The 13963-nt window shown below is 70.8% G+C and carries 12 protein-coding genes, 2 tRNA genes and 1 other RNA gene; 7 read left to right on the top strand and 8 right to left on the bottom strand.

Annotated features, from left to right (window positions below; translation table 11 throughout):
* Positions 1 to 21: 21 nt before the first annotated feature.
* The 4 genes from AB0J91_RS22210 to AB0J91_RS22195 form a co-directional block, all read right to left on the bottom strand.
* Positions 22 to 228: a hypothetical protein gene (locus AB0J91_RS22210; protein WP_363871928.1), complete on the bottom strand. Its 207-nt coding sequence runs from the start codon at positions 226 to 228 to the stop codon at positions 22 to 24.
* Between the two features lie 314 nt (positions 229 to 542).
* Positions 543 to 1013: a YbaK/EbsC family protein gene (locus tag AB0J91_RS22205; protein ID WP_363871925.1), complete on the bottom strand. Its 471-nt coding sequence runs from the start codon at positions 1011 to 1013 to the stop codon at positions 543 to 545.
* A gap of 44 nt (positions 1014 to 1057) precedes the next feature.
* Positions 1058 to 2239: a cytochrome P450 gene (locus AB0J91_RS22200; protein ID WP_363871922.1), complete on the bottom strand. Its 1182-nt coding sequence runs from the start codon at positions 2237 to 2239 to the stop codon at positions 1058 to 1060.
* 23 nt (positions 2240 to 2262) lie between these two features.
* Positions 2263 to 2946, bottom strand: coding sequence for a helix-turn-helix domain-containing protein (locus tag AB0J91_RS22195; RefSeq protein ID WP_363795167.1), 684 nt, complete (start codon positions 2944 to 2946; stop codon positions 2263 to 2265).
* 210 nt (positions 2947 to 3156) lie between these two features.
* Here AB0J91_RS22195 and AB0J91_RS22190 point away from each other — a divergent pair, with 210 nt between their 5' ends.
* A complete protein-coding gene (locus tag AB0J91_RS22190; protein ID WP_363871918.1) occupies positions 3157 to 3354 on the top strand; it encodes an antitoxin in 198 nt (65 codons plus the stop codon).
* A 295-nt stretch (positions 3355 to 3649) separates the two neighbouring features.
* Here AB0J91_RS22190 and AB0J91_RS22185 read toward each other — a convergent pair whose 3' ends face one another.
* Complete coding sequence (locus AB0J91_RS22185; protein ID WP_363795171.1) at positions 3650 to 4621, bottom strand: prephenate dehydrogenase; 972 nt, start codon at positions 4619 to 4621, stop codon at positions 3650 to 3652.
* Positions 4622 to 4743: 122 nt separating this feature from the next.
* On the opposite strand from AB0J91_RS22185, the gene AB0J91_RS22180 reads away from it, so the two are divergent.
* From AB0J91_RS22180 to AB0J91_RS22165, 4 genes are all read left to right on the top strand, one after another.
* Positions 4744 to 5232, top strand: a complete 489-nt coding sequence (locus tag AB0J91_RS22180) for a tRNA adenosine deaminase-associated protein (RefSeq protein ID WP_132673303.1) — start codon at positions 4744 to 4746, stop codon at positions 5230 to 5232.
* Positions 5229 to 5723, top strand: a complete 495-nt coding sequence (locus tag AB0J91_RS22175; RefSeq protein WP_363871915.1) for a nucleoside deaminase — start codon at positions 5229 to 5231, stop codon at positions 5721 to 5723. The genes AB0J91_RS22180 and AB0J91_RS22175 overlap by 4 nt, the downstream gene beginning before the upstream one ends.
* A 169-nt stretch (positions 5724 to 5892) precedes the next feature.
* A tRNA-Ser gene (locus AB0J91_RS22170) sits at positions 5893 to 5978 on the top strand.
* Between the two features lie 159 nt (positions 5979 to 6137).
* Complete coding sequence (locus tag AB0J91_RS22165) at positions 6138 to 7919, top strand: endonuclease/exonuclease/phosphatase family protein (RefSeq protein ID WP_363871912.1); 1782 nt, start codon at positions 6138 to 6140, stop codon at positions 7917 to 7919.
* 38 nt (positions 7920 to 7957) lie between these two features.
* Here the strand turns inward: AB0J91_RS22165 and AB0J91_RS22160 are convergent, their stop codons facing one another.
* Together AB0J91_RS22160 and AB0J91_RS22155 are read right to left on the bottom strand one after the other, a co-directional pair.
* Positions 7958 to 9319 (bottom strand): FAD-binding oxidoreductase, encoded by a 1362-nt coding sequence (locus tag AB0J91_RS22160; RefSeq protein WP_363871909.1) that lies wholly within the window; start codon positions 9317 to 9319, stop codon positions 7958 to 7960.
* A gap of 149 nt (positions 9320 to 9468) precedes the next feature.
* A tRNA-Ser gene (locus AB0J91_RS22155) sits at positions 9469 to 9554 on the bottom strand.
* A 122-nt stretch (positions 9555 to 9676) separates the two neighbouring features.
* Here AB0J91_RS22155 and ffs point away from each other — a divergent pair.
* Both ffs and AB0J91_RS22145 read left to right on the top strand, forming a co-directional pair.
* Positions 9677 to 9771: signal recognition particle sRNA small type (gene ffs / locus AB0J91_RS22150), an RNA gene on the top strand.
* Between the two features lie 58 nt (positions 9772 to 9829).
* Complete coding sequence (locus AB0J91_RS22145) at positions 9830 to 12025, top strand: DNA polymerase III subunit gamma and tau (protein ID WP_363871906.1); 2196 nt, start codon at positions 9830 to 9832, stop codon at positions 12023 to 12025.
* Positions 12026 to 12030: 5 nt separating this feature from the next.
* Here the strand turns inward: AB0J91_RS22145 and AB0J91_RS22140 are convergent, their stop codons facing one another.
* Positions 12031 to 13833, bottom strand: coding sequence for a S9 family peptidase (locus AB0J91_RS22140; RefSeq protein WP_363871903.1), 1803 nt, complete (start codon positions 13831 to 13833; stop codon positions 12031 to 12033).
* Positions 13834 to 13963 lie beyond the last annotated feature (130 nt).

The raw sequence follows: 13963 nt of genomic DNA, 5'->3' as shown, positions 1-13963 counted from the left end.
GGGCCTCGGTCCGCGAGCGGGTCAGCCGATGATGCCTGCGTTGATGATGGAGGTGTCGTTGTGGTTCACGGTGGTGTCCCAGTCCCACCAGTTGCAGGAGTGGTGGACGCACTTCCCGTGGCCACCTCCGCGCGTCTCCATGTCGCCTGCGGAGGCAAGGCCTGCTCCGGCGAAAGCGAGCGGCAGGATGAACGCACCGACGACAATGGGACGAAGCAGCGAGCGCATAATTGCCTTCCTTCCAATTCGGCTTGCCCGGGGGTATTTCTGGATCAGGCTGACCCGGAATCGGGCAAATCAAGGTGTACCTGCCGGACCTCCGGGCCGCAGATGCTCCGACGGGGTCTTCACCGAAAAGTGTTCCTCCTCGTGAATGATTGCCCGACGCAACTCAATTCATCCGGCGAAAGGGTGACTTCCGCGTGGTTGTCACCTTGAGTGTTGAAAGCGAATCCAAAAGGGTGGTTTGCGGTGACGTGGCGCTGATGCCGCCGTCAGGTCGCCTCGCACCAGTCGTAAAAGGTTCCCCCTGACGGTGGCGTTCAGGATTGGGCGACGTCGGCCGCGGATCCGCCGGTGATCCGCAGCAGCTCGGCGAAGTTCGTCGGGAACATCGCGTGCTTGCTGCCGGCCCCCGCCCAGACCGTCGGATGCGCGGCCAGCGCGCGGTCCACCACCGTCCGGATCGCCTGCGGGTGCCCCACCGGCCCGACGCCGCCGACCGGCTGACCGGTCGCCTCCGCGACGAACTCCGGACTGGCCCGCCGGATCTTGCGGACCCCGAGCGACCGCTCCAGACCTCGCGTGTCGACCCGGTGCGCGCCGCTGGCGATCACCAGCAGGGGGTCGCCGTCCGCGGTGAACACGAGGCTGTTGGCGATCGCCCCGACCTCGCAGCCCAGCTGCTCGGCGGCCGCCGCGGCCGTGGGCACCCCGGTGTCGAACTCGACGACCTCGCCCTCGGCGCCGAGGGCGCGCAGCCGTTCGGTGAACGCGTCCGTCATGTTGCTCATGCCGCGCAGACTATTGATCTGCGCGGCACGACGGCCAGCGGGTTTCACCGCAGCAGCAGCGGCAGCTTGCGGACGCCGGTCATGTTCGGGCTGGGCAGGAACTCCGGTGCGTCGTCGGGATCGGTGCGCAGCTGCGGGAAGCGGTCCAGCAGCAGGTTCAGGGCGACCTTGCCCTCCAGCCGGGCCAGCGGAGCGCCCAGGCAGAAGTGGATGCCGCGGCCGAAGCCGAGCTGCGGGTTCGGATCGCGCGTCACGTCGAAGACGTTGGGGTCGGCGAACTGCCGGGGATCGCGGTTGGCCGCGGCGATCCACAGCAGCAGCATCTGGTCCGCCGGGATGCGCACCCCGCCGAGCTCGGTCTCCTCGTTGGTCACCCGCGACACCGCCGCGAACGGGCTCAGGAACCGCAGCGACTCCTCGATCGCCGCCGGAACCATCGACCGGTCGGCCCGCACCGCCGCGAACTGGTCCGGGTGCGCGTCCAGGCACAGCAGCGTGTTCCCCAGCAGCATCGTGGTGGTGATGTGCCCGGCCACCAGCAGCACCATGCCGAAGTTGGTGATCTCGGCGTCGGTGAGCCGGACACCGTCCACCTCGGCCTCGACCAGCTTGGTCAGCAGGTCCTCGCGGGGCTTGGCGCGGCGTTCGCGGACGTGCTCGGTCAGGTAGTGCGCGAGCTCGCCGACCTGCTCCATGGCCGAGGCGAAGTACGCCTCGTCCTCGGGTGAACGTTCCTTGATCGAGATCTTGTTGGTCGAGTTGAACATCCCGTCGACCCACCGCTTGAACTTGTCGCGGTCGCTGGCGGGAACCCCGAGCAGTTCGGCGATGACGATCACCGGCAGCGGGTAGGCCAGGTCGGCCACCAGTTCCGCTCGGTCCTCCATCTGATCCATCAGCTCGACGGTGATCTCGGCGATCCTCGGCTCCAGGTCGGCCACCACCTTCGGGGTGAAGGCGTGGCTGACCAGCTTCCGGAGCTTCTGGTGGTCCGGCGGGTCCAGCTGCGTCAGGTTGCCCTCGGAGAACCCGCTCGCCTCCGGGACCATTCGCTGGGTGTTGGAGGAGAAGGTCGCCGGGTCGCTGAGCGCCCGCAGGATCTCCGGGTACCCGTGGACCTCCCACATCCCGGTCGCTTCGTCGTAGTCGACCTCGCGGTCCGGCCGTTGGCCGCGCAGCCAGAACTGCGCGGCGTTGATCCCCCAGGTGTCGGCCAGTGCGGTCATGTGATGCCCCCAATCGCGGCCGGTCAGCCGCGTTGTTGTGGTGTGTAGATCCACTCCCGGAACTGCTCGTTGAGCTCGTCGAAGAGGCTCCCGATCTCGTCGGCGACGGTCGTCAGCGACTCGGGATCGGGGTCGCCCGCCGGCTCGAACGCGTTCCGGATGGTGTGTTCCAGCGCCCTCGCCTTGGCCTCGTCGTCGAGGGCGGCGAATTCCGGGTTGATGTTGTCGGTGAGGTGGAAGCCGGTCGCGGTGGCGACGACGGCCATGTAGACGTCCGGCACGTCGTCGCGCAGCAGCCGGTGCTTGAAGATCAGCTCGCGGTAGCGGTCGCCGAACCGCTGGGACTGCCCCTGGTGCGCGGACTGCTTGATGCTGCCCAGCAGCTCGGTGTCGCCGGTGACGAGCGCTTTCATCAGCGGATCGCGCATGGCGGCCAGGAAGCTGCGGGCGAAGAACCGGTGCGGCAGGACCTCGGTCGGATCGGCCCGGAACGCCTCCACCAGGCCGTTGAGCACGCCGATCGACTCGCGCATGATCAGCGCCTCGAACAGCTGCTCCTTGGTGCGCCAGTGCAGGTAGACGGTGCCCTTGCCGATTCCGGCGCGGCGGGCGATGTCGTCGATGGTGACCTTGCGGTAGCCCAGCCGGACCATCAGCTCGGCGGCCGCGTCGAGGATGCGGTCCGCCCGGTCGGTGGGCTGTGTCATGCGGCTACCTCCGTGACTCGTTGACCAGAATTGCAAATCTGGTCATCAGGTCACTTCAAGGTAGACCCGTGGTCGACCGCGCGCAAGGTGTCACCTGGACGAGTCATTGGCCCTGCCCTGGCGGGTGTTGCGTCGAGCAGGAACCGACGATCGGGCTTAGCTTCGCCGGGGACTGAACGATGCTTTCCACGAGGCGCGGGAAGGAGCACCATGGGCTTCGGAGACTTCAAGGACAAGCTGCAGAACCTCGGTCAGGAGCACGGCGACAAGGTCGAGCAGGGCATGGACAAGGCCGGTGACGCGGCCAAGGACAAGTTCGGTCACGAGGACCAGGTCGACCAGGCCGTGGAGAAGGGCAAGGGCTTCGTCGGCGGAGACCAGCAAGAGCCCCCGCCGCCCGGCCAGTAGGACAACTCGAAGCAACGGCGCTGCGGCCCAGGCTGGCGGCGGGACCAGGCGAGAGCCGTCCCGACCAGTGGTCGGAGCGCACCATAGAAGAGGTCGCCCCCACGCACAGGGCGACCTCTTCTTCGTGTTCTGTCCGTGGCGCTGTGGTCGGTTTGCTTAGCGGTGCGGGTGCGCCACTCCTTGAGTATGCGGAATACGCGGCGTCGCGGCGTGCTCGCCACGAAGCCGCTCAGAACCCCCGGCGGTGCCAGCTGCTCAGGTGGGGTACTGAGAAAGCACCTTCGGTGCTTGCCTGTTAGGCCACGGGGACTTGGGTCGTCGCCTGGTCCTCTTCGATGGCTGTGATTCGGCCGCCGAGTTCGCCGAGGTCTCGGAGTCGGGACAGGGCTTCGGGGCGGAGGCGGACCGTCGAGGTCGTCGTGCCCTCGCCGGTGGCCAGGTCGTCGAAGCGCTTCCGGGCTTCGTGGCCCGAGTCCAGAGTGGACTTGAGGCCGCCGGTGGAGGCGAGCGAACCGCGGGTGGCGCCCAAGCGACCCAGGGCGTCGTCAACGGCGTCGAGCAGCGCGGCCTTGTTGCCCTCGGTCATGGCGCGCACCAGCTCCGGGTCGCTGCCCGCGACCCGGGTTCCGTCCCGGAAGGAGCCCGCCGCCAGCGAGAGCGCGAGCGGGCCGCCGTCCGCGCCGACGGTGGCGAGGATCGCCGCGAACAGGTGCGGCAGGTGGGAGATCCGGGCCACCGAGTCGTCGTGCGCGGCGGCGCCGGTGGGGACCACGTGGGCGCCGCAGTCCAGCGCCAGCTGAGCTGCCTCGCGCCACGCGTCGATCGTGGTGGCCTCCTCGATGGTCACCGCCCAGGCGGCGCCCTGGAACAGCTCCGCCGAGCTCGCCGCGAAGCCCGAGGCCGAAGTTCCCGCCATCGGGTGGCCACCGGCGTAGCGGGCGTTCGGCACGAGCTTCCGGACCTCGAAGTCGACCGGGTCCTTCACGCTGACCACGTCGGTGAGCCAGGCGCCCGGGTGGACCTCGGCGATCTCGCGCAGCACCCCGCGCAGCGCGGTCAGCGGCACCGCGACCACCACCAGCGCGTCCTCCTGCTTGGCCCGGCGCAGCGCGGCATCGGTTTCGAGCACCTCGAAACCGTCGTCGCGGGCTGCTGCGGCATCCGCTTCCGACGCGGTGGCACCCCACGAGGGGCGCCCGGCGCCGGAGGCGGCCCGCAGCACGGATCCGCCGATGAGTCCCAGTCCGATCACGCACACGGCACGCATCCGTCCATCCTGCCCGACGGAGCCACATCGCACGCACCCGGTTGAGCGCATTCCGTCCCCTGATGGATACGACAATCGCAATAGTGCTTTCGGGTGGCCTTCGTACGCTTTACGGTGTCTCCATGACGGTGCAGGAGCCGGTCGCAGGCTTCGCCGTCGCCGTGGTCCGGGAAGACGGGCGGTGGCGGTGCAGCGCGATGGACAACTCGGTGCTGACCGGCCTGGACGCTTCGATCACGGCGTTGCGCGAGCTGCGTTCCACCGGCGCGGTGTTCGGAATGTGCAATGTGGACGACGAGTTCTTCGTGCTGATCCGCCCGGTCCCGGGGGGTGTGGACCTGCTGCTGTCCGATGCCGCTGCGGCGCTGGACTACGACATCGCCGCGGACGTGCTCGACCTGCTGCGCGTGGACGCTCCGGACGAGGACGACGAGGAGGTCTGGCCGGAGGGCAACCTCGCGGTCCTGTCCGACCTGGGTCTTCCCGAGGGCGAGCTGCTGGTCATCATCGAGGAGGTCGACCTCTACCCGGACGAGCAGCTGGAGATGATCGCCCAGCGCTGCGGGTTCGGCGACGACTTCTCGAAGCTGTTGGAGAACATGTACCGGTGAACACCACCGAGGCCCGCGCCGGCGACGTCGAGCTGGTGCGGGCCGCGCTGCGGGTGGCCGCCGACGCGCCGTCCACGGGCGACGTGCCCATCGGCGCCGTCGTCGCCGATGCCGAAGGCCGCGTGCTGGCCGAGGCCTGCAACCGGCGCGAAGCCCACGGCGACCCCACCGCGCACGCCGAGATCCTCGCCCTGCGCGCCGCCGCCCAGGTCCACGGCGACGGCTGGCGGTTGGAGAACTGCACCCTCGCGGTCACCGTCGAACCGTGCACGATGTGCGCCGGTGCCCTGGTCCTGTCCCGGGTGGCCAGGGTCGTCTTCGGCGTCTGGGAACCGCGCACCGGGGCCGTCGGTTCGCTCTGGGACGTCGTCCGCGACAACCGCCTCAACCACCGCCCGGAGGTCGTCGGTGGTGTCCTCGCCGACGAGTCGGCAGCCCTCCTGGAGTCCTTCTTCGCCACCCACCGCTCCCACGGGCCTCACGCGCTCTGACTCCGCCTCGGGGACCTCGCCGATGGGCGGTTCTGGTCCGGACTGACCGGGCAAAGCGGTCGTTGATCATGGACGGTTCGGACCGGAACCACCCGTTGCCGCGGGGTGCGCGCCGGGAGGCGCACCCCCCTTTGCAGGCGTCGAGGAGGCGGCCGGTAGCCTTATCGGCGGTAGCGTGTCCGAGCGGCCTAAGGAGCGCGCCTCGAAAGCGCGTGTGGTTAACAGCCACCGTGGGTTCGAATCCCACCGCTACCGCTCGCAAGGGCCGGTCCTCTCGGGGACCGGCCCTTTTGCATGCCCCGCCCCTGTGGATCGTGGCGAGTTCTGCTCAGGGGGTTCGGTGTTCACGCTGTCGTCGATTTGGCTGTTCAGCGTCCGCGTTGATCGGCTCTTCGACTTCAGGGGGAACGCGACGTGCGCGTCTTACCGTTGATCGCCACGGGTTTGCTCGCCACCACCGCCTTACCGGCCACGGCCTCGCTCGCCGCTGCGCAGCAGGCCGTGCGCATCCACGACATCCAGGGCACCACGCGGGTCTCCCCGCTGAACGGGCAGCAGGTGAGCGGGGTGACGGGCGTGGTCACCGGCGTCCGGGCGACCGGCTCGGCGCGGGGGTTCTGGTTCCAGGACCCGCAGCCCGACACCGACCCGCGCACCAGCGAGGGGCTGTTCGTCTTCACCGGGGAGCAGACGCCGCAGGTCGCGGTGGGTGATGCCGTCACCGCCTCCGGGACCGTCGTCGAGCACTACCCGGGCGGCCAGGACGGGCCGAACCAGTCCGTGACCGAGCTGACCTCGGCGACCTGGCAGGTCAGCGGCACCGGTGAGATCCCGCCCGAGCTGCTGGCCGCCGACACCGTGCCGGTCGAGCACGCTCCCGCGGGGGAGATCGATTCGCGCGAGCTCGAACCGCAGCGGTTCGCGCTGGACTTCTACGAGTCGCGCGAGGCCATGGCGCTGCGGGTCGACGACGCCCGCGTGGTCGGTCCGACCGACGAGTACCGGTCGCTGTGGATCACCAGCAAGCCCGAGCAGAACGCCAACGAGCGCGGCGGCACGACCTACACCGGCTACGCCGACCCCAACGCCGGACGGCTCAAGGTCGAATCGCTGCTGACCGGCGAGTTCCCGGCGGCAGCGGTCGGCGACCGGCTGCAGGGGTCCACCTCCGGCCCGCTGGACTACAGCTCCTTCGGCGGGTACGTGCTCGAAGCCGCGCAGCTGGGCGCGCACGTGCCCGGCGGCACGCGGCCCGAGACGACCCGCGCGCAGCAGTCCGACGAACTCGCCGTCGCCACCTACAACGTGGAGAACCTCGACGCGGCCGACGAGCAGACCAAGTTCGACCGGCTCGCGCAGGGCGTCGTCGGCAACCTCGCCGCCCCCGACGTCCTCGCGCTCGAAGAGGTCCAGGACAACACCGGCGCCACCGATGACGGAGTGGTCGCCGCCGACGAGACGCTCCAGCGCTTCACCGACGCCATCGCCGCTGCGGGCGGCCCGCGCTACCAGTGGCGGCAGATCGACCCCGAGAACAACGCCGACGGGGGTGAGCCCGGCGGCAACATCAGAGTGGCGTTCCTGTTCAACCCCGCCCGGGTGTCCTTCGTCGACCGCCCAGGCGGCGACGCGACCACTGCGGTGCAGCCGGTGGCCGACGGCGACCGCGCCGCGCTGAGCGTCTCGCCCGGCCGCGTCGAACCGGGCAACGCCGGGTGGACCGACAGCCGCAAACCGCTGGCCGGTGAGTTCCTGTTCCAGGGGCGGCCGGTGTTCGTGGTGGCCAACCACTTCAGCTCCAAGGGCGGCGACCAGCCGTTGCACGGCCGCTTCCAGCCGCCGGCCCGGTCCTCCGAGCAGCAGCGCGCCGAGCAGGCGAAGGCCGTGCGCGGGTTCGTCGACCAGACCCTCGCCGTCGATCCGCAGGCCGCGGTCGTGGTGGCGGGCGATCTCAACGACTACGGCTTCTCCCCGGCGCTCGCGCCGTTGACCGAGATCCTGACCTCGCCGGCCGACGCGCTGCCGCCCGTGGAGCGCTACAGCTACGTCTACGAGGGCAACTCGCAGCAGCTCGACCACATCCTGCTGGCCGGGCCGCTCACCGCCGACTACGACATCGTGCACGTCAACGCCGAGTTCCCCGACCAGATCAGCGACCACGACCCGCAGGTCGTCCGCCTCCGCGCCGCCGAATGACCCGCTGGGTGGCGGAGTTCCGGCTTCGCCACCCCGGGTCAGGGCGCGATGTTCTGGTTCAGCCGGAAGAGGTTGTGCGGGTCGTAGTGGCGCTTGGTCGCCGCCAGGCGGTCGTAGTTCTCGCGGTAGTTCGCCTTGACCCGGTCCTGATCGTCAGCGGCCATGAAGTTGACGTAGCCACCCTCTTGGGAGTGCGGAGCGGTCGCGGCGTAGTAGTCCCGCACCCAGCTGATGTTCGCCTCGTTGTCGACGGGATCCGGCCACATGCCCGCGATGACGGTCGCGAAGTTCGCGTCCCGGTAGGCGAAGGCCGTCTCGTCGGGTGCGATGCGGTGGCAGGCGCCGTTGATCGGGTAGATGTGCACCGTCGAGTTCACCACCGGAACCCGTGGTCCGTGCTGGACGTGCGCGGCGATCATCTCGTCGCTGAGCTCGGTGGCGAAGTTGGCCTTCCAGTAGTGCTGCAAGCCCGGTGGGACCAGTGCGTCGAAGGCGGCGTTGAGCGCCGGGTAGGGCATCGGGCCGACGTGTTCGGCGGCCACCGGAGCCAGGTCGCGCAAGGCGGCCACGGCCGCCGGCCCTTCCTCGACCGGGCCCGCCCAGCAGGTCACCAGCGCGATGTGCGGGACGCCGTGCCGATGCTCGGGGATGAACGGCAGCGGCGGGGCGATCTGGAACGCCGGGAACGCGCCGAGTTCCTCGGGCGCCTCGGCGATCAGGTCGCGGAACCCGCGCAGCACGTCCGCCGCGTGTTCCAGGTCGAAGAAGATCGGGCCGCCGTAGATCTCGCTCACCGGGCTGAGCCGGTACTCGAACGACGTCACCGCGCCGAAGTTGCCGCCCCCGCCGCGAAGCGCCCACAGCAGGTCGGTGTTGTGCTGCTCGTCGGCGACCACGAAATCCCCGGAGGCCAGCACGACGTCGGCGGAGATGAGGTTGTCGCAGGACAGGCCGAGTCCCCGGGCCAGGTAACCGATCCCGCCGCCGAGGGTGAGCCCGCCGATCCCGGTGGTGGAGATGATGCCGCCGGTGGTCGCCAGCCCGTAGGCGTGCGTGGCCGCGTTGAAGTCGCCCCAGGTCGCGCCGCCCTCCGCGCGAGCGGTTCGCCGCTCGCCGTCGACGCGCACGCCGCGCATCCCGGACAGGTCGGCCACCACGCCGCCTTCGCAGGTGCCGAAGCCGGGCACGCTGTGCCCGCCGCCGCGCACCGCCAGGTCGACGGCGTTCTGCCGCGCGTAGGCGACCGCGGCCCGCACGTCCCCGGCGTTGGCGCAGCGCACCACGGCGGCCGGGTGAAGGTCGATCATCGCGTTGTGGACCCGCCGCGCCGCCCCGTAGCCGGCGTCGCGCGGTGTGAACACCGGACCGCGGACCCGTTCCCGCAGTTGTTCGATCGTCATGCCCACGACAGCCGCCCCCGCTCCACTCCTGTGCGTTCGCCTCGCTCGCACCGTGCGCCACCTGCGGTGCGCTGCACAGAGACGTTCTGCCCGGAACGGGGGAGAAAAGCGAAGAGCCCCGGACCGAGTGGTCCGGGGCTCTTCGCGAGCGGAGGATACGGGATTCGAACCCGTGAGGGCTATTAACCCAACACGATTTCCAATCGTGCGCCTTAGGCCGCTCGGCCAATCCTCCGTGCGGAAGCCTAGCAGGGCGTTTCAGCCATTCGGATAGGGGGCCTGAGCTGCGGTGACCACTGGTGACGCGAGTCGTGGGCCCCGGTTTTACGAGCGGGGGCCGCGTCTGGGTACACTGTCCGTGGACCTCGTGCGGCGTCCATCCTGTGAACTCCCCCAGGGCCGGAAGGCAGCAAGGGTAAGCGGGCTCTGACGGGTGCACGGGGTCCCCTTACTTTTCAGGGAAGCTCACCCTGGTCCGAGTTGTCAGTCCGACCGCGTAGGGTTCCGACCGTGGCGCTCGCCCTTTACCGCAAGTACCGTCCGGCGACCTTCGCTGAGGTCGCCGGGCAGGAACACGTCACCGAGCCGTTGCGGACCGCGCTGTCCGCCGGGCGGATCAACCACGCGTACCTGTTCTCCGGACCGCGCGGCTGCGGCAAGACCTCCAGCGCGCGCATCCTGGCGCGGTCGCTGAACTGCGCGCAGGGCCCGACGGCGGACCCGTGCGGTGAGTGCGACTCCTGCGTGTCGCTCGCGCCCGAGGGCGGCGGCAGCGTCGACGTCGTCGAGCTCGACGCGGCCAGCCACGGTGGTGTCGACGACACCCGCGAGCTGCGGGACCGCGCGTTCTTCGCGCCGGCCCAGTCGCGGTACCGGATCTTCATCATCGACGAGGCTCACATGGTCACCACGCAGGGCTTCAACGCCCTGCTGAAGATCGTGGAGGAGCCTCCGGAACACCTGATCTTCGTCTTCGCCACCACCGAACCGGACAAGGTGCTGACCACCATCCGGTCCCGGACCCACCACTACCCGTTCCGGCTGATGCCGCCGGGCGTGATGCGCGAGCTGGTGGAGCGGATCTGCGCCGACGAGGGCGTCAAGGTCGAACCGGCGGTGTTCCCGCTGGTCATCCGTGCTGGTGGCGGTTCGGCGCGCGACACCCTGAGCGTGCTCGACCAGCTGCTGGCCGGTGCCGGGGACGAGGGCGTCACCTACGAGCGGGCCGTCGCGCTGCTCGGGGTCACCGACGTCGCGCTGATCGACGACATGGTCGACGCGCTCGCGGCCGGTGACGCCGCCTCCGTCTACGGCACGGTCGAGCGGCTGGTGGAGGCCGGGCACGACCCGCGCCGCTTCGGCTCCGACCTGCTGGACCGGCTGCGCGACCTGGTGCTGCTCAGCTCGGTTCCGGACGCGGGCGAGCGGGGTCTGGTGGAGACCACCGGCGACGAGCTCACCCGCATGCAGCAGCAGGCCGAGCAGCTGGGCGCGGCGACGCTGTCGAGGTTCGCCGAGATCGTCCACACCGGACTGTCCGAGATGCGCGGGGCAACGGCGCCGCGCCTGCTGCTGGAACTGCTGTGCGCGCGGATGCTGCTGCCGGCCGTGTCGGACTCGGAAACCGCTTTGCTGCAACGGCTCGAACGCGTCGAGCGTCGGATGACCATCGCACCTGGCGAGGCCCCGGCCGCGGAAACCGCTGCTGCGGCACCGGTTTCGAGCGACGGCGACAAGCCGAAGCGGGTCTTCCAGCGACCGCACGAGCGCGCCGCCGCCGAAACCGCGCAGGAGGCGCCCGCCGCGCCGAAACCGGCGGAAACCCCTCCCGCGCAGGAGAAAACCGCTCCCGCTCCGGCTTCTGAACCGGCACCGCAGCGGCCCGCCGCGCAGGCCGAAAAGCCCGCCGCGGCACCGCAGCCGCAGCGTCCTGCCGAGCCGCCGCGCCCGCCGGAACCTGCCCAGCCCACCGCGTCGCAGCCCACCGCGTCCGCGCCGAACGGGTTCGACGCCGCAGCCGTGCGCCGGGTGTGGACCGACGTGCTGCAGGGCGTCGCCAAGCGCAACCGGCCGACGCAGGCGCTGCTGCTCAACGCCACCGTGCAGGACCTCGACGGCGGCGTGCTGGTGCTGTCGATGCCGACGTCCGGGCTGGTCAAGCAGCTCGCGCAGCAGCGGCGACTGGACTTCGTCCGGGAGGCGCTGCGCGAGGTCGTCGGCGGCGAGTGGGACATCCAGTGCGTCGAAGCCGGGGCGGCCCCGCCGGCCCGGCCTGCCGCCCCGAAGCAGCCGCCGCAGCCCCCGCAGCGCCCGTCGCAGCAGCAGGCCCCCGCGCCGCCGCAGCAGCAGCCGGCGGAGCAGCGCCCGCCGGAGCCGAAGCCGTCCCAAGGCAACGGGCAAGGCCCCAACGGTGCTGCTCAGCAGCGCAATACCGGTGGTGCGCGCGGTGGTTCGGTCCCGCGCCCGCCGGAACCCGATGACATCCCGCCGCCGCCGGAGCCCCCGGACGAGGAGCCCCCGCCGGACGACATCCCGCCGCCGGAGCCGCAGCGCCCTGCGGCACCGCCGCCGGACGAGGAGGACCCGGAGTCGATGCTCGCGGAGTCCTCACCGATGGAGGCCGGAACGCGCGTCGGCCGCGATCCCGACTCGGCGGCCGTCGAGCTCTTCGAACGGGAGCTGGGCGCTCGCCGCATCGAGGGCTGAAGCCGTCAGCCGAGGTGTCGGCCCAGGAAGGCGAGGGCCTTCGGGTAGGCGTCGAGGCGGTTGGAGCGCTTGGCGAGACCGTGGCCCTCGTCGGGGTACACGTGGAACTCGCACGTCACGTCGTTGCCGCGCACGGCTTCCACGATCTGCTCGGCCTCGGTCAGCGGCACGCGCGGATCGTTGGCGCCGTGGAGGACGAACAGCGGCGCCGCGATGGAGGAGACGCGGGTGAGCGGGGACGCCTCGCGGAGGAAGTCGGCGTCGACGGCGAGGCTGCCGTACTCGCGTTCACGGTGGGCCCGCCGGTAGGGCGCGGTGTTCTCCAGGAACGTGACCAGCGAGGAGATGCCGACGATGTCCACGCCCGCCGCCCACAGCTCGGGCTGGAAGGCCAGTCCCGCGAGCACCATGTAGCCGCCGTAGGAACCGCCCCACAGCGCCGCCCGGGACGGGTCGACGCCCACCGCGGGCAACCACCGGTGCAGATCGGCGAGATCGTCGACCGACTCGAGCCGGTTGCGGGCGTCGTCGGCCGAGTACCAGGTCTTGCCGTAGCCGGTGGAGCCCCGGACGTTGGGCACCAGCACCGTGTGGCCGCGCGCGACCATCGCCTGGACCAGCGGGTGGAACGCGCGCACCGACTGGCTCTCCGGGCCGCCGTGGATGAGCAGGACGGCCGACCCGTCCGGCTCGGCCGGGGTGTAGCGGAAGCACGGGATCTCCTGCCCGTCGCGAGCGGGAACCCGGTGCACGGTCGGCTCGGCGAGGACTTCCCCGGCCAGCTGCGCCGCCGAGAAGGTCAGCGGTGCGCAGGTGCGGGCGGTGGTGTCGACGAGCAGCACGTCACCGGGAGAGGTGGGGGAGCTGAAGGTGAGCGCGGCGAACCGGGAGTCCGGTGACCAGACCGGCTCGGGCAGAGGGAAACCGCACCAGCCCTCGGTCGGCAGCGCGATGTCCAGCAGGTGCTCACCGGTCTCGGCGTCGTGCAGGGCGGGCCGGTGCGCGCCGTCGACGGCGGTCAGCACCAGCAGGGTGCGGCCGTCCGGCGACAACCGGCCGGTGAGGTCGTGCGAGGAGGAGGTCACCAGCCACCGGTGCTCACCGGTGCGCGGGTCCAGCCGTGCGATGCCGGTGTGCTCGCGCTCGGCATCGCTGGTCACGACCAGCTCTCCGGACCGCCACCCGGGGTTGAGGTGGCGTGCCGCGAGGTCGCGGCCGGTGAGCGCGCGCATCCGGTCGGCGCCGGTCTCGGGCATCGTGTCGGCCAGGATCACCTGGTCCGACAGGGGTTTCGCGGCGGGCACGGTGATCGCCGCGTAGCGGGAGTCGGGGGAGACCGAGACCTCGGCGACCATCCCGCCGCCGTCGTAGACGACGTGCTCCTCGCCGGTGACGACGCTGCGGATCACCACGTCGAAGTCGACGCCGTTGCGGCGGTTGGTGGCGTAGACGATGCGGCCGGGCAGCACGTCGAGCAGCCGGTGCACGTGCTCGGGGTCGCGGACCAGCGGCTCCAGTTCGGACAGCTGAGCCGGTCGACTCCGGCGGTCGTCGAGGCGCAGCAGCGAGAGCTGGCCGCGTTCGTTGCCGTCGCTGTCGTGCTGCACCACCACGGCCCGCTCGCCGGGCAGGTAGCGGCCGGTGACGGCGCCGGCCAGCGCGGTCAGCTCGGTGCGCCGGTCGTCGGCGAGCTCCACCAGCTGCACCGACCCGGACTCGTCGCAGCCCGCGAGCACCCGTCCGTCATCGGTCACGTCGAACGCGCGCCAGGTGGTCAGTTCCAGCAGCCGCGTGATGTCCAGCGTCACGTGATCACCCTGTCACGTCGTGTGATGGCGACCAAGGACGGGAGCCAGCGCGTTCGTCGTGCGAGGGCGTGGCCAGAAGACGTGAAGGCCTCTCCCGAAGTCGGCACCCTGTCACCCGAATCGCCAAGCA

The sequence above is a fragment of the Saccharopolyspora sp. NPDC049357 genome, from assembly GCF_040677225.1.
GTDB lineage: Bacteria > Actinomycetota > Actinomycetes > Mycobacteriales > Pseudonocardiaceae > Saccharopolyspora.
This window is presented reverse-complemented; position numbering and strand designations above follow the sequence as displayed.